This is a genomic window from Neogemmobacter tilapiae (genome assembly GCF_014652215.1).
In the GTDB taxonomy this organism is placed as follows: Bacteria; Pseudomonadota; Alphaproteobacteria; order Rhodobacterales; family Rhodobacteraceae; genus Neogemmobacter; species Neogemmobacter tilapiae.
In genome coordinates this window covers 340,074-362,415 of the sequence record NZ_BMYJ01000002.1, presented here as the reverse complement: position 1 = coordinate 362,415, position 22,342 = coordinate 340,074, and the positions used below count along the sequence as shown (strand labels likewise).

Annotated in this window: 22 protein-coding genes; 6 read left to right on the top strand and 16 right to left on the bottom strand. The window is 61.8% G+C overall.

Annotated features, from left to right (window positions below):
* Positions 1-230: 230 nt before the first annotated feature.
* From scpA to choX, 10 genes are all read right to left on the bottom strand, one after another.
* On the bottom strand, positions 231-2,369 hold the full coding sequence (gene scpA / locus IE095_RS04875) for a methylmalonyl-CoA mutase (protein ID WP_189410490.1): 2,139 nt from the start codon (positions 2,367-2,369) through the stop codon (positions 231-233).
* A 94-nt stretch (positions 2,370-2,463) separates the two neighbouring features.
* Positions 2,464-4,449 carry an acetyl-CoA carboxylase biotin carboxylase subunit gene (locus IE095_RS04870; RefSeq protein ID WP_189410489.1) on the bottom strand — a complete coding sequence of 662 codons (1,986 nt, stop codon included), beginning with the start codon at positions 4,447-4,449 and terminating at the stop codon, positions 2,464-2,466.
* Between the two features lie 93 nt (positions 4,450-4,542).
* Complete coding sequence (locus IE095_RS04865) at positions 4,543-4,785, bottom strand: YMGG-like glycine zipper-containing protein (protein ID WP_189410547.1); 243 nt, start codon at positions 4,783-4,785, stop codon at positions 4,543-4,545.
* A 354-nt stretch (positions 4,786-5,139) separates the two neighbouring features.
* Positions 5,140-5,535, bottom strand: coding sequence for a hypothetical protein (locus IE095_RS04860; protein WP_189410488.1), 396 nt, complete (start codon positions 5,533-5,535; stop codon positions 5,140-5,142).
* Positions 5,536-5,577: 42 nt separating this feature from the next.
* On the bottom strand, positions 5,578-5,706 hold the full coding sequence (locus IE095_RS18570) for a hypothetical protein (protein ID WP_268247710.1): 129 nt from the start codon (positions 5,704-5,706) through the stop codon (positions 5,578-5,580).
* Between the two features lie 103 nt (positions 5,707-5,809).
* Positions 5,810-6,151: a DUF6497 family protein gene (locus IE095_RS04855; protein ID WP_189410487.1), complete on the bottom strand. Its 342-nt coding sequence runs from the start codon at positions 6,149-6,151 to the stop codon at positions 5,810-5,812.
* A gap of 7 nt (positions 6,152-6,158) precedes the next feature.
* Positions 6,159-7,691, bottom strand: a complete 1,533-nt coding sequence (locus IE095_RS04850) for an acyl-CoA carboxylase subunit beta (protein ID WP_189410486.1) — start codon at positions 7,689-7,691, stop codon at positions 6,159-6,161.
* A 110-nt stretch (positions 7,692-7,801) separates the two neighbouring features.
* Positions 7,802-8,836 (bottom strand): choline ABC transporter ATP-binding protein, encoded by a 1,035-nt coding sequence (gene choV, locus IE095_RS04845; protein ID WP_189410485.1) that lies wholly within the window; start codon positions 8,834-8,836, stop codon positions 7,802-7,804.
* Entirely contained in the window at positions 8,833-9,693 is an 861-nt protein-coding gene (gene choW, locus IE095_RS04840) for a choline ABC transporter permease subunit (RefSeq protein ID WP_189410484.1), read from the bottom strand. The genes choV and choW overlap by 4 nt, the downstream gene beginning before the upstream one ends.
* A 71-nt stretch (positions 9,694-9,764) precedes the next feature.
* The gene (gene choX / locus IE095_RS04835) at positions 9,765-10,682 is read right to left on the bottom strand and encodes a choline ABC transporter substrate-binding protein (RefSeq protein WP_189410483.1); all 918 of its coding nucleotides are present in this window, start codon (positions 10,680-10,682) and stop codon (positions 9,765-9,767) included.
* Between the two features lie 108 nt (positions 10,683-10,790).
* Here choX and betI point away from each other — a divergent pair, with 108 nt between their 5' ends.
* The 4 genes from betI to IE095_RS04815 all read left to right on the top strand — a co-directional run bounded on the left by betI (position 10,791) and on the right by IE095_RS04815 (position 14,842).
* Positions 10,791-11,360 (top strand): choline-binding transcriptional repressor BetI, encoded by a 570-nt coding sequence (gene betI, locus IE095_RS04830; protein ID WP_229804508.1) that lies wholly within the window; start codon positions 10,791-10,793, stop codon positions 11,358-11,360.
* Positions 11,361-11,377: 17 nt separating this feature from the next.
* A complete protein-coding gene (betC, locus tag IE095_RS04825; protein WP_189410481.1) occupies positions 11,378-12,889 on the top strand; it encodes a choline-sulfatase in 1,512 nt (503 codons plus the stop codon).
* The gene (betA, locus tag IE095_RS04820) at positions 12,889-14,538 is read left to right on the top strand and encodes a choline dehydrogenase (protein WP_189410480.1); all 1,650 of its coding nucleotides are present in this window, start codon (positions 12,889-12,891) and stop codon (positions 14,536-14,538) included. The genes betC and betA overlap by 1 nt, the downstream gene beginning before the upstream one ends.
* Before the next feature lie 70 nt (positions 14,539-14,608).
* Positions 14,609-14,842: an HP1242/YdcH family protein gene (locus IE095_RS04815; RefSeq protein WP_189410479.1), complete on the top strand. Its 234-nt coding sequence runs from the start codon at positions 14,609-14,611 to the stop codon at positions 14,840-14,842.
* Between the two features lie 72 nt (positions 14,843-14,914).
* On the opposite strand, the gene IE095_RS04810 is transcribed toward IE095_RS04815, so the two are convergent.
* The 6 genes from IE095_RS04810 to IE095_RS04785 form a co-directional block, all read right to left on the bottom strand.
* Entirely contained in the window at positions 14,915-16,279 is a 1,365-nt protein-coding gene (locus IE095_RS04810) for a helix-turn-helix domain-containing protein (RefSeq protein ID WP_189410478.1), read from the bottom strand.
* A gap of 59 nt (positions 16,280-16,338) precedes the next feature.
* Positions 16,339-17,547, bottom strand: coding sequence for a multidrug effflux MFS transporter (locus tag IE095_RS04805; protein WP_189410477.1), 1,209 nt, complete (start codon positions 17,545-17,547; stop codon positions 16,339-16,341).
* 72 nt (positions 17,548-17,619) lie between these two features.
* Positions 17,620-17,973 (bottom strand): DMT family protein, encoded by a 354-nt coding sequence (locus IE095_RS04800; RefSeq protein WP_189410542.1) that lies wholly within the window; start codon positions 17,971-17,973, stop codon positions 17,620-17,622.
* Between the two features lie 182 nt (positions 17,974-18,155).
* Positions 18,156-18,458, bottom strand: a complete 303-nt coding sequence (locus tag IE095_RS04795; protein WP_189410476.1) for a hypothetical protein — start codon at positions 18,456-18,458, stop codon at positions 18,156-18,158.
* Positions 18,459-18,572: 114 nt separating this feature from the next.
* Positions 18,573-19,034, bottom strand: a complete 462-nt coding sequence (locus IE095_RS04790; protein WP_189410475.1) for an REP-associated tyrosine transposase — start codon at positions 19,032-19,034, stop codon at positions 18,573-18,575.
* Positions 19,035-19,241: 207 nt separating this feature from the next.
* A complete protein-coding gene (locus IE095_RS04785) occupies positions 19,242-20,516 on the bottom strand; it encodes a 4-aminobutyrate--2-oxoglutarate transaminase (RefSeq protein WP_189410474.1) in 1,275 nt (424 codons plus the stop codon).
* 116 nt (positions 20,517-20,632) lie between these two features.
* Between IE095_RS04785 and dprA the strand changes: the two genes are divergently transcribed.
* Both dprA and IE095_RS18265 read left to right on the top strand, forming a co-directional pair.
* Complete coding sequence (dprA, locus tag IE095_RS04780) at positions 20,633-21,730, top strand: DNA-processing protein DprA (protein ID WP_189410473.1); 1,098 nt, start codon at positions 20,633-20,635, stop codon at positions 21,728-21,730.
* A 114-nt stretch (positions 21,731-21,844) separates the two neighbouring features.
* Positions 21,845-22,342 (top strand): toprim domain-containing protein (locus tag IE095_RS18265; RefSeq protein WP_229804506.1); only part of this gene is annotated, 498 nt, incomplete at its 3' end.

Here is a 22,342-nt window from a genome sequence, read left to right as displayed (position 1 = left end):
AAGGCGCAGATATTCAAACGGCAACATCAGTTGCACCCCGTGCGGTGGTGACGGACTTCCACATCAGCTCGCCACCGCACACCATTTCCTGCCAGATCGCTCTGGCCTTGGTCAGAACAGCCGCTGAAAAGATTGGCCGCAACGGCATGAGGTCGCTTTCATGACCAAGGGCGACGGAATCCGCCGCCCTGCCCAAGGCTCATGCACAAATTTCACGCAATGGTGAATATTTAGGCGAAACGCTCATCCAAGGGTTCATTCGTCCGACGGATCAGCCCAAGAATCTGGCGCGCTGCATCCGGAATGGGCGTTCCGGGGCCGAAAATCGCGCGTACGCCATTTTCATAAAGGAATTCATAATCCTGCTGCGGAATCACCCCGCCACAGACCACGATGATATGCCCCGCCCCCCGGTCGCGCAGCGCCTGCACCAATTGCGGCGCCAGCGTCAGATGTCCCGCCGCCTGAGATGAAATCCCCACCACATGCACCCCGCGCGCAATCGCATCCTCGGCGGCCTCCTCGGGCGTCTGGAACAAAGGCCCCATTTCGGCGTCAAACCCGATGTCAGCAAAGCCCGTCGCGATGACCTTCGCCCCCCGGTCATGCCCATCCTGCCCCATCTTCACCACCAGAATGCGCGGCCTGCGTCCCTCCACTTCAGCAAAGGCATCAATCTGGCGCTGGATCGCCGCAAAGCGTTCATCCCCCGCAAAGGCCGCCCCATAGACCCCCGCCAAAGTCTTCACCTCGGCCTCATGCCGCCCAAAAACCCGCTCCATCGCCAGGCTGATTTCCCCGACGCTCGCCCGCGCCCGCGCCGCATCCACCGCCGCCGCCAAAAGGTTCCCCCCTTCCGCCGCCCGCCGCGTCAACTCCGCCAGCGCGGCCTGACACGCCGCCTCGTCGCGCCCAGCCCGCAAAGCGGCCAGCCCCGCCACCTGCCCCGCCCGCACCGCATGGTTGTCAATCGCCCGGATCGCCACCGCATCCGCCTGCTCTGGCCGATACTTGTTCACCCCGACGATCACCTCATCCCCCCGGTCAATCATCGCCTGCCGCTTGGCCGCCGTCTCCTCGATCCGCAGCTTTGGCATCCCCGTCGCCACCGCCTTGGTCATGCCCCCCAAGGCCTCCACCTCTTCCATCAAGGCCCAGGCCGCCTCGGCCATCTCAGCCGTCAGGCTTTCCACATAGTATGACCCGGCCAAAGGATCGACGACCTTCGTCACCCCCGTCTCTTCCTGCAAGATCAACTGCGTGTTTCGCGCGATCCGTGACGAAAACTCCGTCGGCAGCGCCATCGCCTCATCAAAACTGTTCGTATGCAGGCTCTGCGTCCCCCCCAAAGCCGCCGCCAAGGCCTCATAGGCCGTCCGCACGATGTTGTTATAAGGGTCTTGCTCCTGCAAGCTGACACCACTGGTCTGGCAATGCGTCCGCAACATCAGGCTTTCCGCCTTTTGCGCCCCGAACCCCGCCATCACCCGATGCCACAGCGTCCGCGCCGCCCGCAGCTTGGCCGCTTCCATAAAGATGTTCATCCCGATGGCGAAAAAGAACGACAGGCGCGGCGCGAAATCATCCACCTTCATCCCCCGCGCAAGGGCCGTCCGCACATATTCCCGCCCATCCGCCAGCGTAAAGGCCAGTTCCTGCACCAAATTCGCCCCGGCCTCTTGCATGTGATAGCCGCTGATCGAAATCGAATTGAACTTCGGCATTTCCGCCGCCGTGTATTCAATAATATCCGCAATGATCCGCATGCTGGGTTCCGGCGGATAGACATAGGTGTTCCGCACCATGAATTCTTTCAGAATGTCATTCTGAATCGTCCCCGATAGCGCCGCCTTGGAAACCCCTTGCTCCTCCCCCGCCACGATGAAATTCGCCAAAATCGGGATCACCGCCCCGTTCATCGTCATGCTGACCGAAATCTTGTCCAAGGGAATTCCGTCGAACAGAACCTTCATATCCTCGACAGAATCAATCGCCACGCCCGCCTTGCCGACATCGCCTTCCACGCGGGGATGATCCGAGTCATAGCCCCGATGCGTCGCCAGATCGAAGGCGACCGAGACCCCCTGCTGCCCCGCCGCCAACGCCTTGCGGTAAAAGGCGTTGCTCTCCTGCGCCGTCGAAAACCCGGCATATTGCCGGATCGTCCAGGGGCGGCCAGCATACATCGTGGCCCGCACCCCCCGCGTGAAGGGCGCCACCCCCGGCAAGCCCGGATCGCCCGGCACATCGCTGGCGGTGTAAAGCGGCTTCACCGCAATCCCCTCCAGCGTCGCCCAAGTCAGACTGTCAGGCTCGCCCCCGCGCAATTCTTTCCGCGCCAAGGCTTCCCAAGTGGCTTTGTCCGTCATCGTCCTACCCCGTAGGGTGCGCATTCATGGCGCACCATCCCGCTCGCCCCATCCGTAGGGTGGGTGAAACCCACCACTCGCCCAGACAACGCCCTCACGCAAACTCCAAAATCACCTCATCCACCCGCAGGCTCTGCCCCGCCCTGGCATGCACCTTCCCCACCACGCCCGAACGCCCGGCCCGTAGGATATTCTCCATCTTCATCGCCTCGACGGTTGCCAAGGCCTGCCCTTCCTGCACCTCATCCCCCTCAGCCACCGCCAGCGAAACGACCAGCCCCGGCATCGGGCACAAAAGGAACCGCGACGTATCGGTCGGCTGCTTCTCGGGCATCAGCGCCGCCAGTTCCGCCTGACGCGGCGTCTGCACCAGCACCTTCAAATCCGCCCCCCGCAGGCGCAGCCGGAACCCCATCGGCACCTTGCCGACCTTCATCACCAAGGGCTGACCGTCCACCACCATCCGCGCCAGCGTCTGCCCCGGCACCCAATCGCCTTCAACCCGCAGCGCCCGCCCGCCGATGGAAACCGTCGCCCCGCCCTTGTCCGCCGCAATCGTCAGCGCCAGCCGCTCCCCTTGCAGGCTGACGACCCAATCATCCCCCACCCGCCGCGTGTGGTTGTCCATCGTCCCCGAAATCCGCGCCCGCCGGATCTCCGCCACCCGATGCATCGCCGCTGCGGCGGCGGCCACCTGTTCCAGCACCGCCGCAGAAAGCACCGCCCCCTTGAATCCGTCGGGATACTCCTCGGCAATAAAGGCCGTCGTGATATTCCCTGACTGGAACCGCGGATGCCCCATGACGGCGGAAACAAAGGGCAGGTTGTGCCCGATCCCCTCCACCTCAAACGCGTCCAAGGCCGTAGCCATTCCCGCAATCACCTCCGCCCGATCCGGGGCCCAAGTGCAAAGCTTGGCAATCATCGGGTCATAGAACATGCTGATCTCGCCGCCCTCATAGACCCCCGTATCGTTCCGCAGCCCCGGCCCTTCCATCGGCGGGCGATAGCGGGTCAGCCGCCCGATTGAGGGCAGGAAGTTGCGATAGGGGTCTTCCGCATACAAACGGCTTTCCATCGCCCAGCCGTTGATCTTCAGGTCCGCTTGGGCAAACCCCAGCTTTTCCCCCGCCGCCACCCGGATCATCTGTTCCACCAGATCAATCCCCGTGATCAGCTCCGTCACCGGATGTTCCACCTGCAACCGCGTGTTCATCTCAAGAAAATAGAAATTCCGGCTGCCATCGACGATGAACTCCACCGTCCCCGCGCTGGTATAGCCCACGGCGCGGGCCAAGGCGCAGGCTTGCTCCCCCATCGCCTTCCGCGTCGCCTCATCTAAGAATGGCGAGGGCGCTTCTTCGATGACCTTCTGGTTCCGCCGCTGAATGCTGCATTCCCGTTCATGCAGATAGACGCAATTCCCATGCCCATCCGCCAGCACCTGAATTTCAATATGCCGGGGCTGCGTCACGAACTTTTCGATGAAAATCCGGTCATCCCCGAAACTCGCCGCCGCTTCGCGTTGCGATGCGCCAAAGCCTTCGCGCGCCTCGGCCTCGTCCCACGCGATCCGCATCCCCTTGCCGCCGCCGCCCGCACTGGCCTTGATCATCACCGGATAGCCGATTTCCCCCGCGATTCGCGCCGCCTCATCCCCATCGGCAATCAGCCCCATATGCCCCGGAACCGTTGAAACCCCCGCCTCCATCGCGATCTTCTTCGAGGTGATCTTGTCCCCCATCGCCTCAATCGCACCAGAGGGCGGCCCGATAAACACCACGCCCGCCGCCTCCAAAGCCGCCGCGAAATCCCGATTCTCGCTTAGAAAGCCATAGCCCGGATGCACCGCATCCGCCCCCGTCGCCCGCACCGCCGCCATGATCCGCTCAATCACAATATAAGACTGCGCCGCAGGCGAAGGCCCGATATGCACCGCCTCATCCGCCATCTGCACATGCAACGCGTTCCGGTCAGCGTCCGAATAGACCGCCACCGTCGCGATCCCCATCTTCCGCGCGGTCTTGATCACTCGGCAGGCAATCTCCCCCCGGTTCGCAATCAGGATCTTTTTGAACATCACAGGGGCCTCCGCCGCGCAAAAGAAAAGGCCACCCGGGCGGATTGCCCGGATGGCCTTGAGTTTCCCATCAATGGCCGTTGGGCCGTCAGATCACGGGTAGCGGCAACCGTTAATCCCGGGAACCGCACATGACAGCGCCCCGGCCATGCCACCGGCAGCAGCGCCGGCCAACATGTTTTCATCTTGATTGTCGGCAATAACCGCACCGATTCCCGCACCAACAAGGGCGCGACCAGTTTGGGTTTCCAGCATGCCCGGCTGACCCGGCTGCGAGACGCAGGCCGACAGGGCACCGCTGGCAAGAAGCATCGAAATGAGAATGGTTTTACGCATGGCGCTCGGCCTCCATAGTGTTTTTCTGTAACGCAGGATTTTAACGAAAGTTCCGGTTCATGAAAGCCGATTCCGTTCAGACCTTGGTCCGAACAGCGATCTTTCGCCAGAAACCCGGAAAAGCGGGGCAGTCCGGCCGGGGAAAGGCCGAACTGCCCCCAAGGGGAAGGGTAACAGTCTTGACAGATCGGGGGAAAGATCATCGCGCCTTTGCCCCTTGATGCACCCTGCCAAAGCCCCCGCACGGGTGCAAAGCCTTTGTCCGGCCCTTGCGTCAACTGCGCTGAAACTGGCCGAAATTCCAAAGGCTTGCGCGGAAAGTCGCGCATTACAACGCGGGCAGGGGCCAAGGCCTCAGTCATCCTCATCGCCCCAGTCGTCATATTCGACCGGCGCTTCATCCGGGGCAAAAGCCTCGGGAAAAGCCGTCTGCGCCCGGCTCAGGTCTAGCCGCAACAAGGCCTCATAGCTTTCGGGGTCAAACGGGTCTTCGGCGGGCACAACCTCGCGCCCAAAGACCCAGGACAGGCGCCCCGCGTCCAGATTGCCCCGCTCGAACGGCTCTTCGCCAAAATTTTCCCAGATCGCCTTGATAAAGGCCGCATCCACGGCCTTGTCCAGCTTCTTGCGATCCTTATAGCGTTCCCGCCGGATCAGCTTGGTCACGCCATCCTTATGGTTGGCGCGGCGAATGGTGAATTGAAAATCGGTGCCAGGATAGCGCCCCGGAAAGCCGCGATGTTTCAGCATGGCCGCCCTCCGCCATGCGAAGGGCGCGCCAGCCGGTCAAGATTACATCTTGCCCGTATAGGTCGGCTCGACCGAGACCGGCTCGACAACCGGCATGGGTTCAGGTTTCGGCGCGCAAGCGGCCATGAAAAGCCCCATGCAAGCGACCAGCACGACGCGGCGATAATCCATGTTCCTGTCCCTTTCCTATGTTTGGACAGCCCATCTTTAGGCAGCAAAACCATCGGCCCCAAGCCCCCTGCCCGCCCATCGGCCATTTTCGGCCCAAGGCCCATCAATACATTTCCCACACGCATTCCCCGTTCTCGATTCGATAGGCCTCGAAATACTGCAAGGCCTCGGGGGCCGCCTCCCCAAAAGGCACAAGGCGATCCGACAGCGAAATGATGATCTGGCTGGCCTCAGGGCCGATCTTGGGCAGCTGAGACAGCGCATAGCTCTGGCAAAGATGCAGCATATCTGCCGCCGCCAGATCGAAATCGACCCCCGCCAGATCAGGGGCCAGAAACCGAAAACGCGTGGTCAACCCCTCGGGGCCGGGCGCATCATTCACCACCTCGATCAGGCTGACAATCAGCCCTGACGGCGTTGTCAAAAGTTCGGTGACTTCTTCCATCAGGCCCTCATAGCGGGATGTTGTCGTGCTTTTTCCACGGGTTCTGCTGGCGCTTCCCCCGCAGGCTGGCAAAGGCCCGCGCCACCCGACGCCGTGTCGAATGCGGCATGATCACCTCATCGATGAAACCCCGCTCGGCCGCCACAAACGGGTTGGCAAAGCGCGCCTCATAGTCCTTCACCCGTGCCGCGATCTTTTCAGGCTCGCCCAATTCGCTGCGATATAGAATTTCCGTCGCCCCCTTGGCCCCCATCACCGCCACTTCTGCTGTGGGCCAAGCATAGTTGAAATCGCCACGCAGATGTTTCGACGACATCACCACATAGGCCCCACCATAGGTCTTCCGCGTCAGCACCGTCACCTTCGGCACCGTCGCCTCGCCATAGGCGAACAGCAGCTTGGCCCCATGCTTGATCACCCCGCCATATTCCTGCGCTGTGCCCGGCAGGAAACCCGGCACATCGACCAGCGTCAGAATCGGAATTTCAAAGGCATCGCAGAAGCGCACAAACCGTGCCGCCTTGCGGCTGGCATCAATGTCCAGACAGCCCGCCAGCACCATCGGCTGGTTCGCCACGACGCCGACCGTCTGCCCTTCCAACCGAATGAAACCCGTCACGATATTCCCCGCAAAGTCCCGCTGGATTTCAAAGAAATCCCCCTCATCCGCGACCTTGGTGATCAGCTCTTTCATATCATAGGGCTGGTTCGGATTGTCCGGGATCAGCGTATCCAGGCTTGCCTCCACCCGCGCCGGATCATCAAAGAACGGCCGCACTGGCGCTTTTTCCCGGTTGTTCAGGGGCAGAAAGTCGATCAGCCGCCGCGTTTCGGCCAAAAGCTCCACATCGTTATCATAGGCCCCATCCGCCACGCTCGACCGTTTCGTATGCGTCCCCGCCCCACCCAGTTCTTCGGCGCTGACCTGTTCATTCGTCACGGTCTTGACCACATCCGGCCCCGTCACGAACATGTAAGACGAATCCTTCACCATAAAGATAAAGTCGGTCATCGCGGGCGAATAGACCGCCCCCCCCGCGCAAGGCCCCATAATCAGGCTGATCTGCGGCACCACCCCAGACGCCAGAATATTCCGCTGAAAAATCTCGCCATAGGCCGCCAGCGAACCCACGCCTTCCTGAATCCGTGCCCCACCGCTGTCATTCAAACCGATGATCGGCGCCCCGTTCTGGATCGCCATGTCCATGATCTTGCAGATCTTGGCCCCATGGGTTTCTGAAACCGACCCGCCCAGCACCGTGAAATCTTGTGCAAAGACATAGACCTGCCGCCCATTTACCGTGCCCCAGCCGGTGATCACCCCATCGCCCGGATGCCGCGTTTCCTCCATGCCGAAATCACTGCAACGATGCTGCACGAACATGTCGAACTCTTCAAAGCTGCCCTCATCCAGCAGCAATTCGATTCGTTCTCGCGCGGTCAGCTTGCCTTTGGTATGCTGCCCTTCCACACGCCGCGCCCCGCCGCCCGCCCGCGCCTCGGCCCGCCGCGCCTCAAGCTCTGTCAGAATGTCCTTCATCGCGCCCTCCGCCCCGGCCTGCCTGTAACCTAAGATGCACAGGCCGGGGCGAAAAGCAAAATCGGGATAATTTGCAAATCATTGGCAAGGGCAACCCTGCAATTTGCAAATCAAACCCCGCGCGGGTTGACCAAGCGCCCCATCAGCGACGGCGCGCGGATCACCCCCACCACCTTGTCGCCTTCGGTCACGGTCACTTCGACCGCCCCCTTTTCGATCAGCCCCATCACCGCCTTAACCGGCGCATCGACGCCAACCTCGGGCGCACCTTCCGCCCCCGGCCCCGCGACCATCACATCCCGCGCCGTCAGCACCGCCAAGGGGTTCATATGCGCCACGAAATCCGCGACATAATCGCTGATCGGATTGGCGATGATTTCCCTTGCCGTCCCACACTGCACGATCCGCCCGCCCTCCATCAGGGCGATCCGGTTGCCGATCTTGAACGCCTCATCCAGATCATGGCTCACAAAGATGATCGTCTTCTTCAGCCGCTTTTGCAGATCCAGCAACTCATCCTGCAACCGCGACCGGATCAGCGGATCAAGGGCGGAAAAGGGTTCATCCATCAGCAAAATCGGTGCTTCGGTGGCAAAGGCCCGCGCCAAACCCACCCTTTGCTGCATCCCCCCCGACAACTCGCCCACCCGACGGTCCGCCCATTGCGACAGGTTCACCAGCGCCAATTGCCCATCGACCCGGCCCGTCCGTTCCGCCAGCGACATCCCCGCCAGTTCCAGACCCAGACCCACGTTTTCCCGCACCGTCCGCCAGGGCAACAGCCCGAATTGCTGGAACACCATCGCAATCATCGACCGCCGCACATGCAGCAAATCTGCCGCAGAGCAATTCGCCGTGTCACAGGCGAAATCCCCATGCCGCACCTTGACCGAACCGCGAACCACCGGGTTCAGCCCGTTCACCGCCCGCAAAAGCGTCGATTTGCCTGACCCCGAAAGGCCCATCAGCACCAGAATCTCGCCCTCGGCCACGGTCAGGCTGCAATCATGCACCCCCAGCACCTGCGCCGTCGCCTTCTGCACCTCGGCCCGCGTCTTGCCCTGATCCATCAAGGGCAAGGCCCGTTCTGGGCGATCGCCAAAGACGATGGAAACCTTGTCAAATGTGACTGCTGCGCCTGTCATTTCCGCGTCACCTTCAACATACGATCCAGCAAAATGGCCACCACCACGATGATGAAACCCGATTCAAAGCCCAGCTTGGTGTTGACCGAGTTCAAGGCCCGCACCACCGGCACGCCCAACCCATTCGCCCCCACCATCGCGGCAATCACCACCATCGACAGTGACAACATGATCGCCTGCGTCATCCCCGCCATGATCTGCGGCAGCGCATAGGGCAGTTCCACCTTCCACAGCCGCTGGCTTGGCGTCGCCCCAAAGGCCGTCGCCGCCTCCATCAGCGCCGTTGGTGTGCTCGCAACCCCCAGATAGGTCAGCCGGATCGGCGCGGGCAGCACAAAGATCACCGTTGCAATCAGCCCCGGCACCATCCCCAGACCAAAGAAGACAATCGCCGGGATCAGATAAACAAACGTCGGCAGCGTCTGCATCAGATCCAGAACGGGGCTCAACGCCGCATAGAGCTTTGGCCGATGCGCGCAGGCAATCCCCACCGGCACCCCAATCGCCATACAGGTCGCACAAGACAAAAGGATCAGCGTCATGCTTTCCATCGTCTGCGGCCAATAGCCCTGATTGATGATGAACAGAAAGCCTAGGCCCACCAGCGTCACAATCTTCCAACTGCGCTGCAAATACCAAGTCAGCGCCATGAAAAGGGCCACCATCAGGATGGGCGGAATCGCCATCATCACCCACAGCATCCCGTCAATCACCGATTCCATCATCAGGCGGATCAGGTCGAACACAGGCTTGCCATTCGACTGCAACCAGTCAAAAGCCGCCTTGGACCAATCCCCCACCGGAATTTTCCATGCTGTCAGCCACCCTGTCGTGGCCTCGTTCAGCGTCTCAAACATGCGTGGCCCTTCCCGAAACGGGGCTGCGAATTGAAAACGGCGGGGTCTGGCCCCGCCGTTTCAAACCGGAATTACAGACCAAAGGCCGCTTTGACCGCAGGCAGACCCTCGGCCCCGTCCTTGGTCGTGACACCCGCCAGCCAAGCGTCCAGCACCGCCGGATTCGCCTTGATCCAGGCCGCCACCGCCGCATCCGGGTCTTCGCCACCGTCCAGAATCTTGCCCATGATCTCGTTTTCCATGGCCAAGGTGAAGGTCTGGTTGGTCAACAGCTTGGCCACATTCGGGCATTCCGCCGCATAGCCTTTGCGCGTCACCGTATGAACCGTGCCTTCCCCGCCAAAGAAATCTTCGCCGCCGGTCAGGTATTTCAGATCAAAGTTCGCGTTCATCGGATGCGGTTCCCAGCCCAGGAAGACCACGCCCTTCTGGTCGGGATAGAAACGCGACACCTGTGCCAGCATCCCCTGTTCCGAGCTTTCGACCACTTCCATCCCTTCCAAGGCCTTTCCAGCCTCGGTCAGCGAAATCAGATAGCCGTTGCCTTCGTTCCCCGGCTCGATCCCGTAGACCTTGCCTTCCAATTCTTCCTTGAACTTCGGCACGTCGGCATAGGTTTTCAGGCCCTTGTCATAAAGATAGGTCGGCACAGCCAAGGTATATTTCGTGCCCGTCAGGTTCGTCGTCAGCGTTTCAATGCTGCCACTTTCCAGATAGGGCCCGATCGCCCCGGCTTGTGCGGGCATCCAGTTGCCCAAGAATACGTCCACATCGCCCGATTCCAACGAGGCGAAAGTCACCGGCACGGCCAGAATCTTGACATCGACGCCATAGCCCAGCGCAGTCAAAACTTGTTTCGTGGCCGAGGTTGTCACCGTGATATCGGTCCAACCCACATCCGAAAAGGCAATGCTGTCACAGCCTTCGGCGTAAGCGGCAGATGCCATGCCCGAAAGGGCGGTGGCAAGAAGCAGATGTTTAAGGGTCATGGCAGGCTCCCTGAGTTTTTGTTGATTGACGAGTCAATAAACTTCGGTCTACCCCCGTCTGGCAAGCAAAATCTGCGAAAGGCCCGGGGTTCGATGCCAAAGATTGGAATGGAGCCTATCCGAAAGGCAGCGCTGGTCAACGCCACGATTGTCGAAATCGGTCGGGCGGGCAATCTGGATGTCACCGTCAGCCAGATTGCAAAACGTGCAGGCATGTCTTCGGCACTGGCCCATCACTATTTCGGATCGAAGGAAGACATGTTTCTGGCGGCCATGCGCCATGTCCTTGCGATCTATGGGGCCGAGGTGCGCGGCGCTTTGTCCGTCGCCAATGGCCACAAGGGCCGCTTGCAGGCGCTGGTGCAAGCCTCGTTCAGCGCCGCCAGTTTCCGGCGCGAGGTGGTGGGCGCTTGGCTCACCTTCTATGTCATGGCCCAGACCCTGCCCGAGGCGAAACGCCTGCTGAACATCTATCAGGGCCGCATCCGCACCAACCTTTGCCACGACCTGCGCCCGCTTGTCGGTGCCCGCGCGCCCCGTGTGGCCGATGCCTTGGCCGCGCTGATCGACGGCGTCTATCTGCGCCAGATCGTCCAAACCAGCCCCGATGCCCGTAAACAGGCGATCAGCCTCGTTCTCTCGGTGCTCGACAATGAAATTCAACAAGGCCCGGTCTGAAGACCCAAGGGGAAAAAATGTCCAAAAAGCCCAACATCCTGATCTTCATGGCCGATCAACTCGCCGGCCCCTTCTTCCCCGATGGTCCCGCCGATTGGCTGCATGCCCCCAACCTCAAGGCCCTTGCCGCAAAGTCGGTGCGCTTTTCGCAGACCTATACGGCGTCCCCCCTTTGCTCGCCCGCCCGCGCCGCCTTCATGTCGGGGCAATTGCCCTCGCGCAACGGCGTCTATGACAATGCCGCTGAATTCCGCAGCGACATCCCGACCTATGCCCACCACCTGCGCCGTGCGGGCTATCGCACCATCCTCTCGGGCAAGATGCATTTCGTCGGCCCCGACCAGATGCACGGGTTCGAGGAACGCCTGACCACCGACATCTACCCCGCCGATTTCGGCTGGACCCCCGACTACCGCAAGCCCGGCGAACGCATCGACTGGTGGTATCACAACATGGGTTCCGTCACCGGTGCAGGCATCGCCGAAATCACCAACCAAATGGAATATGATGACGAGGTGGCCTTCCACGCCACCCAACGCGTCTATGACCTGTCACGCGGGGCCGACGACCGCCCTTGGATGATGACCGTCAGCCTGACACATCCGCATGACCCCTATGTCGCGCGCAAGAAATACTGGGATCTGTACAACGACTGCGCCTATCTCGACCCCGCCACGGCCCCTATCCCCTATGCTGAAAGCGACCCCCATTCCCAGCGCATCTATAAGGCTTCGGACGCCGCGAACTATGACCTGACGGATGAGATGACCCGCCGTTCGCGCCAAGCCTATTTCGCCAACATTTCCTATGTCGATGACAAGATCGGCGAGGTTCTAGAGGCGCTGAAAGCGACCCGCCAAGAGGCGATCATCCTCTTCCTGTCAGACCATGGCGATATGCTGGGCGAACGCGGCATGTGGTTCAAGATGAACTTCTTTGAACATTCGGCGGGCGTCCCGCTGATGATTTCCGCGCCCGGCATCACCCCGGCCCACATCGACACGCCGGTATCGACCCTCGACGTGACCCCCACCCTCTGCGCACTGGCCGGGATTGATCTGTCCGAGGTCATGCCTTGGACCGACGGCACCTCACTCCTCCCCCTCATGCAGGGCCAAACCCGCGCCGAACCCGTCGCCATGGAATATGCCGCCGAGGCGTCCGAGGCGCCGATGGTCGCCCTGCGCCGCGGCCCGTGGAAGTTGGTTTTGTGCAAACTTGACCCCGACATGCTGTTCAACATGGCCGACGATCCGCAGGAATTGCACAATCTCGCAGCCGATCCCGCCCATGCCGAAACCCTGTCTACACTGAAAACAGAGGCGCTGGCCCGCTGGGATCTTGACCGTTTCGACGCCGATGTCCGCGCCAGCCAAGCCCGGCGCTGGGTCGTTTACGAAGCCTTGCGCAATGGTGCCTATTTCCCATGGGATTTCCAGCCGCTGCAAAAAGCCTCCGAACGCTACATGCGCAACCATATGGATCTGAACATCCTCGAAACCTCCAAACGCTTTCCAAGGGGGGAATGATGGCCTCTGAATTCGTCATCGTCGGGGCCGGTTCCGCCGGATGCGCCATGGCCTATCGTCTGGCGATGGCGGGCCGCAGCGTCACCATCATCGAACACGGCGGCACTGATGCCGGGCCGTTCATCCAGATGCCGGGGGCGCTTTCCTACCCCATGAACATGGGCATCTACGATTGGGGCCTCAAATCCGAACCCGAACCCCATCTTGGCGGCCGCGTTCTGGCCACCCCCCGCGGCAAGGTCATTGGCGGTTCCTCCTCGATCAACGGCATGGTCTATGTCCGGGGCCATGCCCGCGACTTTGACACATGGGAAGAAATGGGTGCCCAAGGCTGGGCCTATGCCGATGTCCTGCCCTATTACAAACGCATGGAACACTGGCACGGCGGCCCCGCCAGCGAATACCGTGGCCACGATGGCCCCCTCCACATCACCCGTGGTCCCCGCACCAACCCCCTGTTCAACGCCTTCATTCAGGCGGGCGAACAGGCGGGCTATCCGGTGACGGGCGATTACAACGGCCAACAGCAAGAAGGCTTTGGCGCGATGGAGGCGACGATCTGGAAAGGTCGTCGCTGGTCCGCCGCCAACGCCTATCTGCGTCCCGCGCTGAAAACGGGCAAAGTCCAACTCATCCGCGCCCTCGCCCGCCGCGTCACCTTTGACGGCCTTCGCGCCACGGGGGTCGAGGTGCGGCGCGGCGGAGTCTTGGAAATTATCCCCGCCGCGCGCGAGGTGATCCTTGCCGCCTCGTCGATCAACAGCCCGAAAATCCTGCTGAATTCTGGCATAGGCCCCGCGGCGCAACTGCGTTCGCATGGGGTCGCGGTTCTGGCCGATCGAGGAGGGGTCGGCCAGAACCTGCAAGACCATCTTGAAATCTACATGCAGTTCGCCGCCCGCCAGCCCATCACGCTCTATAAATACTGGAACCTCTTGGGCAAGGCGATGGTCGGCGCGCAATGGCTGTTCACCCGCACCGGCCTAGGGGCATCGAACCAGTTTGAAAGCTGCGGCTTCATTCGTTCCCGCGCGGGCATCGACTATCCCGATATCCAATACCACTTTCTGCCCATCGCCGTCCGCTACGACGGCAAGGCGGCGGCCGAGGGCCACGGCTTTCAGGTCCATGTCGGCCCCATGCGGTCCAAGTCGCGCGGCGCGGTCACGCTTCGATCCTCCGATCCCGAGGCCCCGCCTGAAATCCGCTTCAACTATATGTCGCACCCCGACGATTGGGATGAATTCCGCCGCTGCATCCGCCTGACGCGCGAAATCTTTGGCCAACAGGCCATGCAGCCCCATGTCAAACATGAAATCCAACCTGGCGCGGGCTATCAGACCGATGAGGAACTGGACAATTTCATCCGCCAGCACGCCGAAAGCGCCTATCACCCCTGCGGCACCGCCCGTATGGGCCGCGCCGATGATCCGATGGCCGTGGTCGACCCCCAAGCCCGCGTGATCGGCGTCGAAGGGCTGCGCGTCGCCGACAGCTCGATCTTCCCGCAGGTGACGAACGGCAACTTGAACGCCCCCTCGATTATGGTGGGGGAAAAGGTCTCTGATCACCTTTTGGACAAGATGCCCCTGCCCCGCTCCAATCTGGAACCCTGGATCAACCCGAACTGGGCCCAATCCCAGCGCTGATTGATCCGGATCAAGGCGGCAAACCCTCTCCTCTGGCAAACTTGCCAAGCAAGACACCAGAGGAGAAGGCATGTCCCACACCCCGCATGAACTGATCGAAGAATTCCCCGGCAAGGCCGAGACCATCCAAAGCCTGAAACAAACCAACGCCCATTTCGCCCGGCTGGCCGAGGATTATCACCAGCTCAACCGCGAAATCCACGCCATCGAAACCCATGTAAAACCCGCGTCCGAAGACACCGAACGCCAATTACGGCGGCAAAGGATGCAGCTGAAAGACGCCATCGCCGCCTTGCTCGCCTGACCCTTCGGCCCGGCCTGCGCCCCTCTGCGCGCGCAGGCCACCGCTTCGTGGGGCCGGCCCTTGATCACCCCTTCATTCGCCAATCTCATAGGGCAGGATCCCGCGCCGGTCCGGGTCGATCCGCAGCCCATGCGCCAAGGGCGGCACCGACCTTTGCGGACAGTGCGGTCGTTCGCAGATCCGGCAGGAAATGCCAATCGGATCAAACCCGCCCTTTAGATCCATCCCATCGGCATAGACCAGATCGCCCGCATGGCCGATCTCGCAGCCCAGGCCGATCGCATAGCGCCGCATCGGCGCGTGGAAACTGCCCCCCGATTTCGTCACATCCCGCGCCAGACAGAAATACCGCAACCCATCCGGCGTTTCTGCCAATTGTCGCAGGAAACGCCCCGGCGTCTCAAACGCCGCATGCACGTTCCACAAGGGACAAGCCCCCCCGAACCGCGCGAATTGCAGCTTTGTCGCCGAATGCCGCTTCGTGATCGTCCCCGCCCGGTCCACCCGCACGAAAAAGAACGGAATCCCCTTCGCCCCCGGCCTTTGCAGCGTCGACAACCGATGCGCCACCTGCTCCAGCGACGCCCCGAACCGATCCGCCAACCGCTCCAGATCGTGCCGTTCCTCCCGCGCCGCCGCCAGAAACGCCCCATAGGGCATCAACGCCGCCCCCGCAAAATAGTTCGCCAGCCCCACTTTTGCGATCGCCCGCGCCCCTTCCGCCTGAAACCCCGCCGCGTCCAGCGCCGCCTCGATCAGCGACCCTTGCGTCAACAACCCCAGCTGATGCAGCACCTGAAACCGCCGCGTCGCCCCGCTCGCCCGCCCCGACAGCGTCAGCCGCCGCGACCCCGCCTCATACCGCCGCAGATCCTCCCCCCCCAACGCCAGCCGCACACCCATCCGCGCCAGGGCCGCCTCCGCCCCTTCCCCCCCCAGCGCAAAGGCCTCGCCCGCCCGGTCAATCGCATCCAGGTAATTGTCCCGATAGTGAAAGAAATCCCGCACCTCATCCCAAGGCGACAGTCCCCGCACCTCTTGCCCCAGCGCCGCATCCAGCCCCGCCAGCCGATCCTGCCCCTGCCGATAGGCCCGGTGCAGATCCAGGAACGCCCGCGCCAGCGCCGGCGCATTGCTCGCCGCCAGCCGCATATCCGCCAGACCCGGCGCCACCCCCACAAAGACCGGATCCGCCAGCACCTCCCGCAGGTCGCTCACCACCCGCTCGGCATCCCCCTGGCTCAGCTCACCCACGTCAAAGCCGAACTCTCGCGCCAGCGCCAGAACCACCCCCGTCGACACCGGCCGATTGTTCTGCTCCATCTGGTTCAGATAGGGCGGCGACACCCCCAGCTTGGCCGCAAAGCCCGCCTGCGACAGCCCCAGCCGGCCCCGCAACTCTCGCAGCTTTACCCCCGCATACAGCTTTTGATGCATCGCCCCGCCCCTTTGCAAATCACGCTACGCCTTTGCAAAGTCAGCCGTCAACCAAAGCGTCACCCCGCCCGCATCACCGCCCGCGCCCGCACGATCACCCATTGCGCCGACGCCACCCCCAGAACCGATGTCCCAAACATCACCCAGACCAGCGGTGTCGCACTGCCCCCCTCCAGCAACCAACCCGCCAAGGCCGCCAAAGCCGCCCCCCCGGCAATCGTGATCGCCCCGCCCAGCCCCGCCGCCGACCCCGCCAATTCCGGCCGCACCGACAGCATCCCCGCATTCGCACTCGGCAGCAAAATCCCGTTCCCCAGTCCCACCGGAATCATCAGCCCAAAGAACGCCACCGCCCCCATCTGCCCCGCCAGATCCAGCAGCACCATCGCCGCCATCCCCGCCGTCCCCACCAAGGCCCCCAGCATCACCATCCGGTTCAGCCCCAGCCGCACCGAATACCGCCCCGAAAAGTAATTCCCCGCCATATAGCCAATCGACGGTGCCGCGAAATAAGCCCCCAAAGTCGCCGCATCCATCCCATACAGCGTCGACCCCACATAGGGTGCCCCCCCCAGAAAGGCGAAAAACGCGCCCGAGGCAAAGGCCGCCGCCAGACAATAGCCCCAGAACCGTTGCGATTTCAGCAGCGACGGCCAGGCCCGAACCTGATCAATGAACCGCCCGTTGCCCTTGGGGGCTGTCTCGCCCAGATCCTGCCAAAGCAGTGCGAACAGCACCACACCGCCCCCCGCCAGCAACCAGAAGGTCGATTGCCAGCCAAAGGCCTTGTCCAGCATCCCCCCCACCGCCGGCCCCACCATCGGCACCAGCGACATCCCCATCGTCACATAGCCAATCCAGCTGGCCGCCTGATCCGCTGGCACCACATCCCGCACCACCGCCCGCGACAGCGCAAAGGCCGAGGCGATCACCGACTGCACCATCCGCGCCACCACAAAGGTTTCATAGTTCGGCGCAAACAGGGCCACCAAGGTTGCCACCGTGAAGATCACCACCGCCGCCAACAGCACCGGCCGCCGGCCAAACCGGTCAGAAATCGGGCCGATCACAATCTGGATCACCGCCGTCATCGCCAGATACAGCGACACCGTCAGCTGCATCAGCGCGTAATCCACCCCAAAATGCTTGGCCATCGACGGCAAAGAGGGGGAATAGATGTTCAACGACAGCGCCCCCAACCCGCAAATCAGGATCAGGGTGGCGATATGGGGCGGGCTGGTCCGGTCAAGGAAACGGGTCTGGCGCATGCCCCTTGGCTAGGCCCCCGCGCCGCCCCTGTAAACGGCCCGAATGCACAGAAATTCAGCGTCTCTGTGGGTTCAGGCCCATTTGTGAAAGATGAAAAACGCGCCCAGCGCGATGAAACTGAACCCCAGCAGATGGTTCCAGCCCAGCGGCTCCTTCAGATACCAGACCGAGAACACGGCAAACACCGACAGCGTCAAAACCTCTTGAATGGTCTTCAACTGCGCCGCGTTGAAATGCCCATGCCCAATCCGGTTGGCCGGCACCTGCAAGACATATTCAAAAAACGCGATCCCCCAAGAGACCAGAATGACGGTCAGCAAGGGCGCCGTCTTGAACTTCAGATGCCCATACCAGGCAAAGGTCATAAAGATGTTCGACATCAGCAACAGGCCGATGGTCAGGACGGGAACAGGCAGGTTCATGATGGGACTCGGGGGTTGGTTGGGATGGGCTTGGATAGGGCCGAGTGGGGGGTGGGGGCAAGGGGGGTGGGGGGCAACACCCCCTGCGGCCGATCACCTCAAATGGATATTCGCCGTAAGGTGCGCATTCATGGCGCACCATCACGCGCGAAAAGGTGCGCCCTGAAGGCGCAACCTACGGATTTCTATACGATTTGACACGCCTCTTGAAATGTCACCCACCGATAATCGCCCGTCGTTTGAACGCACCATTTGTAAGCTGTGAAAGGCCCCTCTTTTTCGGAATTAAAACAGACAACTGCCGGAACAACCATCAATCCTTTCGATCCGTCCTCCAAAATATCGTGATCAAACGCGACAACACGCAAACCCGCATGGATAGGAACAATACGTCCATCAATATCTTGAGCTTCGTCCCGCTTTGAAAATGCAAAGACCCCGGCCCCAAGGCTTCGATTGAAATCCACCCAAACAAGCGCCATTTTCATGCCTTCATTTCAAAACAAAATGTTCCTCGGTTAAAATGCTGCAAACCAACCCCCTTAGGGTGCGCATTCATGGCGCACCATCACGCGCGAAAAGGTGCGCCATGAAGGCGCAACCTACGCATCTCTGTGATAACTCGAATAAACCCAATCCTTCGGATGATCAACCAAACCGTGTTTGACGGGATTATGCCAACAATATCCGATGTGCGCCGCAAGGTCACTTTCGTCGCGGATGTGATGCTCCCAAAACCGCCGTTGCCACAACCCATGTTCCCGCCGCGCCACATGGCTGGCGCGTTGCGCTGTTTGCGGCATGGCGCGGGAGAACCGCGCCTTGATCACCGCCCAGCGGGTGGAATAATCGGTGTCGCCCTCGGGCAGGGTCCAGACGGAATGCAGATGGTCGGGCAAAACGACCCAAGCCACGATGGCAAAGGGACGTTCGTGACGGGTCTGGCGCACCGCTTCGCGTAAGGCTTGGACATGATCAACCAGCAACGAAGACCCGCGTTGCGCAAGGTTCACCGTGAAAAAGATCGAAGCACCCTTTTGGCGCGGGCGAAGATATTCCGACATCGGGCATGAGTGACAGGTGATGGTTAAGAAAGCGTTGTAGGGTGCGCATTCATGGCGCACCATCACGCCGCAAAAAGGTGCGCCATGAATGCGCACCCTACCAAAAGGCCCCCATTCGACACCCCCCAATCACCCTTACCAAAGGGTAAACGCCAAAACGTTTACCCTTCCCTTTCAACGCCTTACGCGACTTTTCACGCGTGAAAACTACAGCCGCGCGGCCTTGACCGACTCCTCCAAAATCCCCAAGGCTTCCGTAAAATGCGCCTCCGGAATCGTGATCGGGGCGAGGAATCGGACGACGTTTCCATAGACCCCACAGGTTAGCAAAATCAGCCCCCGTTTCAAAGCCTCGGTCCGAACCCGGCCGGTAAAGCCCGCATCCGGCTCGCCCGACCCCGGCTTTGCAAATTCCACGGCGACCATGAAACCGGGGCCGCGGATGTCGGAAATTTCGGGGGTGGTGGACCGGATTTCCTCCAGCTTCTGTTTCAACCGCGAGCCCAGTTCATTGGCCCGGGCGCACAGGTTTTCCTCCTCGATCACATCCATCACCGCATGGGCCGCTGCAATTCCCAACGGATTGCCGCCATAGGTGCCGCCCAAACCGCCGGGATGGGCCGCGTCCATCAGGCTCGCCTTCCCCGTAACCGCCGCCAGCGGCAGCCCCCCCGCCAACCCCTTCGCCATGGTGGTCAGATCCGGGGCCACATCATAGCCATGCATGGCGAACAGGTTCCCGGTGCGGGCAAAGCCGGTCTGAACCTCGTCGGCAATCATCACGATCCCATGCTCATCACAAAGCTTGCGGATCGCGCGGACAAGGTCCGCCGGGGCCGGGTTGAACCCGCCCTCCCCCTGCACCGGTTCAAAGATGATGGCCGCGACCCGACCCGGATCAAGGTCCGCCTTGAACAGCTTGTTGATGCCCGCCAGCGAATCCTCGGTCGAAATCCCCTGCGGCCCCATCGGGAAAGGCACGTGCCAGACATCGGGCATCATCTGGCCAAAGCCTTTCTTGTAAGGCTCCACCTTCCCCGTCAGCGACATGCCCATAAAGGTGCGGCCATGGAACCCGCCGCCAAAAGCAATCACCCCCGACCGCCCCGTCGCGATCCGGGCGATTTTCACCGCATTCTCACAAGCCTCGGCCCCCGTCGTCACAAAGACGGTCTTCTTCGGGAAATCCCCCGGCACCGCTACATTCAGCCGCTCGGCCAGCCGGATATAGGGCTCATAGGGCAGCACCTGATGGCAGGTATGGGTGAACTTGGTCATCTGATGCGCCACCGCCGCCATCACCTTGGGATGGCAATGCCCCGTGTTCACCACCGCAATCCCCGCCGCAAAGTCGATATAGCGGTTGCCCTCCACATCCCAAACCTCGGCATTCAGCGCCCGGTCGGCATAGATCTGCGTCATCATGCCCACGCCACGGGAAATGGCATCATCCCGGCGCAGGGCGATTTCGGCGTTCAGCATGGTCGTCTCTCCTGTTGGTTTGGCGGCATTTGATCAAATTCCGCGCGGCGGATCAACGAGTCGATTCACCCAAGCTTAACCAATTCGCGCGATGACAAGGGAAAGTGGAGATTCCTATGGCCCGCGACCAAGACATGATCGACAAACTGCGTCTTATCCGTTCGCGCCGGGTCGGGCCTGTGACTTGGCATCGGCTGCTGGCGGAATATGGCAGCGCCGCAGCCGCCCTTGCCGCCTTGCCCGATGTGGCGAAGGCGGCCGGCGTCAAAGACTATGAATGCTGTCCCGAAGGCGTTGTCTTGACGGAAATGGCCGCAGGCCGTCGCGCGGGGGCGCGGCTCGTCTGTCACGGCACAGCGGACTATCCCCCCGCACTGGCCGAACTGTCTGATGCGCCCCCGATTTTATGGGTCAAAGGGCGGCAGGATTTGCTGGCGCGACCGATGCTGGCGCTGGTCGGCGCGCGGAATGCCTCGTCCTTGGGCATTCGCATGGCGCGGCGTTTGGCGGAAACGCTGGGTCAGACCCATGCCATCGTCTCGGGTCTGGCGCGGGGCATCGACACAGTGGCGCATGAGGCAGCGCTGGACAGCGGCACTGTGGCCGTGCTGGCAGGCGGCATCGACGTGATTTATCCCGCAGAAAATACCGATCTGGCGAAGAAACTGGCCGAGAAAGGCTGCCTGATCAGCGAACAGCCGCCCGGCACCGAACCGCAAGCGCGGCATTTCCCCCTTCGCAACCGCATCGTATCCGGGCTGTCGCGCGCCGTGGTGGTGGTCGAGGCGGCCAGCCAATCGGGCAGTCTGATCACCGCGAAACTCGCCTTGGAACAGGGGCGCGAGGTGATGGCCGTGCCCGGCCATCCCTTTGACGGGCGCGCGGGCGGCTGCAATGCGCTGATCCGCGACGGGGCCATTCTGGTGCGCGGGGCCGAAGATGTGCTGGCAGCACTAGCCCCCACCAACATCGCTGCTCCCGTGCGGCGGATGGAACCGGCGCCACCACCACCCGCACCCACGCCCCGCCCAACCAACATCAGCCAGTTGCACCAGCAAATTCTGGACCGGCTGGGCCCCAGCCCCCTGGCCGAGGATCAGTTGATCCGTGACATCGGCTTGCCCCCCGCAACGCTCGCCCCGGAACTGCTGAACCTTGAACTTGAGGGCCGGGTGCAACGCCAGCCGGGTGGTCTGCTGGCGCGGATTGCCTGATCTTTCGCGGCAAAATCAGCGCGCAAAACCCTATAGCAGGCGGTTCCTTGACAAGATCGCCCCCCGCCCACATGTTGCCCGGCGTTCTGTAGGGTCTTGAAGGATGAGGGATTCATGGCTGTCGTAGTGGTTGAATCGCCCGCCAAGGCTAAGACAATCAACAAATATCTGGGTTCGGATTACACCGTTCTGGCGTCTTACGGCCATGTCCGTGACCTGCCGCCCAAGGATGGTTCGGTCAACACCGAAGACGGATTTTCCATGCTTTGGGAAGTTGCGGCCGAAAGTCGCAAGCATGTGAAGGCCATCGCCGACGCCTTGAAAACCGATGACCACCTGATTCTGGCGACCGACCCTGACCGCGAAGGCGAGGCGATTTCCTGGCACCTGCAAGAGGCGCTGGCCTCAAGCCTGAAGAAGGGCAAAAAGGTCGAACGCGTGACCTTCAACGCGATCACCAAGGCGGCTGTCACCGAGGCGATGAAAAACCCGCGTCAGGTGGATGGCCCACTGGTCGAGGCTTATCTGGCCCGCCGCGCGCTGGATTATCTTGTCGGCTTCAATCTGTCGCCGGTGCTGTGGCGCAAGCTGCCGGGCTCGCGTTCGGCGGGG

What these genes read in the sequence shown, in the direction of transcription:
- IE095_RS04805 (WP_189410477.1), bottom strand. Translation starts at nt 17,547, where the DNA reads ATGCGCCAGACCCGTTTCCTTGACCGGACCAGCCCGCCCCATATCGCC.
- choX (WP_189410483.1), bottom strand. Translation starts at nt 10,682, where the DNA reads ATGACCCTTAAACATCTGCTTCTTGCCACCGCCCTTTCGGGCATGGCA.
- IE095_RS04815 (WP_189410479.1), top strand. Translation starts at nt 14,609, where the DNA reads ATGTCCCACACCCCGCATGAACTGATCGAAGAATTCCCCGGCAAGGCC.
- choW (WP_189410484.1), bottom strand. Translation starts at nt 9,693, where the DNA reads ATGTTTGAGACGCTGAACGAGGCCACGACAGGGTGGCTGACAGCATGG.
- IE095_RS04860 (WP_189410488.1), bottom strand. Translation starts at nt 5,535, where the DNA reads ATGCTGAAACATCGCGGCTTTCCGGGGCGCTATCCTGGCACCGATTTT.
- scpA (WP_189410490.1), bottom strand. Translation starts at nt 2,369, where the DNA reads ATGACGGACAAAGCCACTTGGGAAGCCTTGGCGCGGAAAGAATTGCGC.
- IE095_RS04850 (WP_189410486.1), bottom strand. Translation starts at nt 7,691, where the DNA reads ATGAAGGACATTCTGACAGAGCTTGAGGCGCGGCGGGCCGAGGCGCGG.
- dprA (WP_189410473.1), top strand. Translation starts at nt 20,633, where the DNA reads ATGGCCCGCGACCAAGACATGATCGACAAACTGCGTCTTATCCGTTCG.
- IE095_RS04795 (WP_189410476.1), bottom strand. Translation starts at nt 18,458, where the DNA reads ATGAAAATGGCGCTTGTTTGGGTGGATTTCAATCGAAGCCTTGGGGCC.
- betI (WP_229804508.1), top strand. Translation starts at nt 10,791, where the DNA reads ATGGAGCCTATCCGAAAGGCAGCGCTGGTCAACGCCACGATTGTCGAA.
- IE095_RS04865 (WP_189410547.1), bottom strand. Translation starts at nt 4,785, where the DNA reads ATGCGTAAAACCATTCTCATTTCGATGCTTCTTGCCAGCGGTGCCCTG.
- betC (WP_189410481.1), top strand. Translation starts at nt 11,378, where the DNA reads ATGTCCAAAAAGCCCAACATCCTGATCTTCATGGCCGATCAACTCGCC.
- IE095_RS04870 (WP_189410489.1), bottom strand. Translation starts at nt 4,449, where the DNA reads ATGTTCAAAAAGATCCTGATTGCGAACCGGGGGGAGATTGCCTGCCGA.
- choV (WP_189410485.1), bottom strand. Translation starts at nt 8,836, where the DNA reads ATGACAGGCGCAGCAGTCACATTTGACAAGGTTTCCATCGTCTTTGGC.
- IE095_RS04785 (WP_189410474.1), bottom strand. Translation starts at nt 20,516, where the DNA reads ATGCTGAACGCCGAAATCGCCCTGCGCCGGGATGATGCCATTTCCCGT.
- IE095_RS04810 (WP_189410478.1), bottom strand. Translation starts at nt 16,279, where the DNA reads ATGCATCAAAAGCTGTATGCGGGGGTAAAGCTGCGAGAGTTGCGGGGC.
- IE095_RS04855 (WP_189410487.1), bottom strand. Translation starts at nt 6,151, where the DNA reads ATGGAAGAAGTCACCGAACTTTTGACAACGCCGTCAGGGCTGATTGTC.
- betA (WP_189410480.1), top strand. Translation starts at nt 12,889, where the DNA reads ATGGCCTCTGAATTCGTCATCGTCGGGGCCGGTTCCGCCGGATGCGCC.
- IE095_RS04790 (WP_189410475.1), bottom strand. Translation starts at nt 19,034, where the DNA reads ATGTCGGAATATCTTCGCCCGCGCCAAAAGGGTGCTTCGATCTTTTTC.
- IE095_RS18570 (WP_268247710.1), bottom strand. Translation starts at nt 5,706, where the DNA reads ATGGATTATCGCCGCGTCGTGCTGGTCGCTTGCATGGGGCTTTTCATG.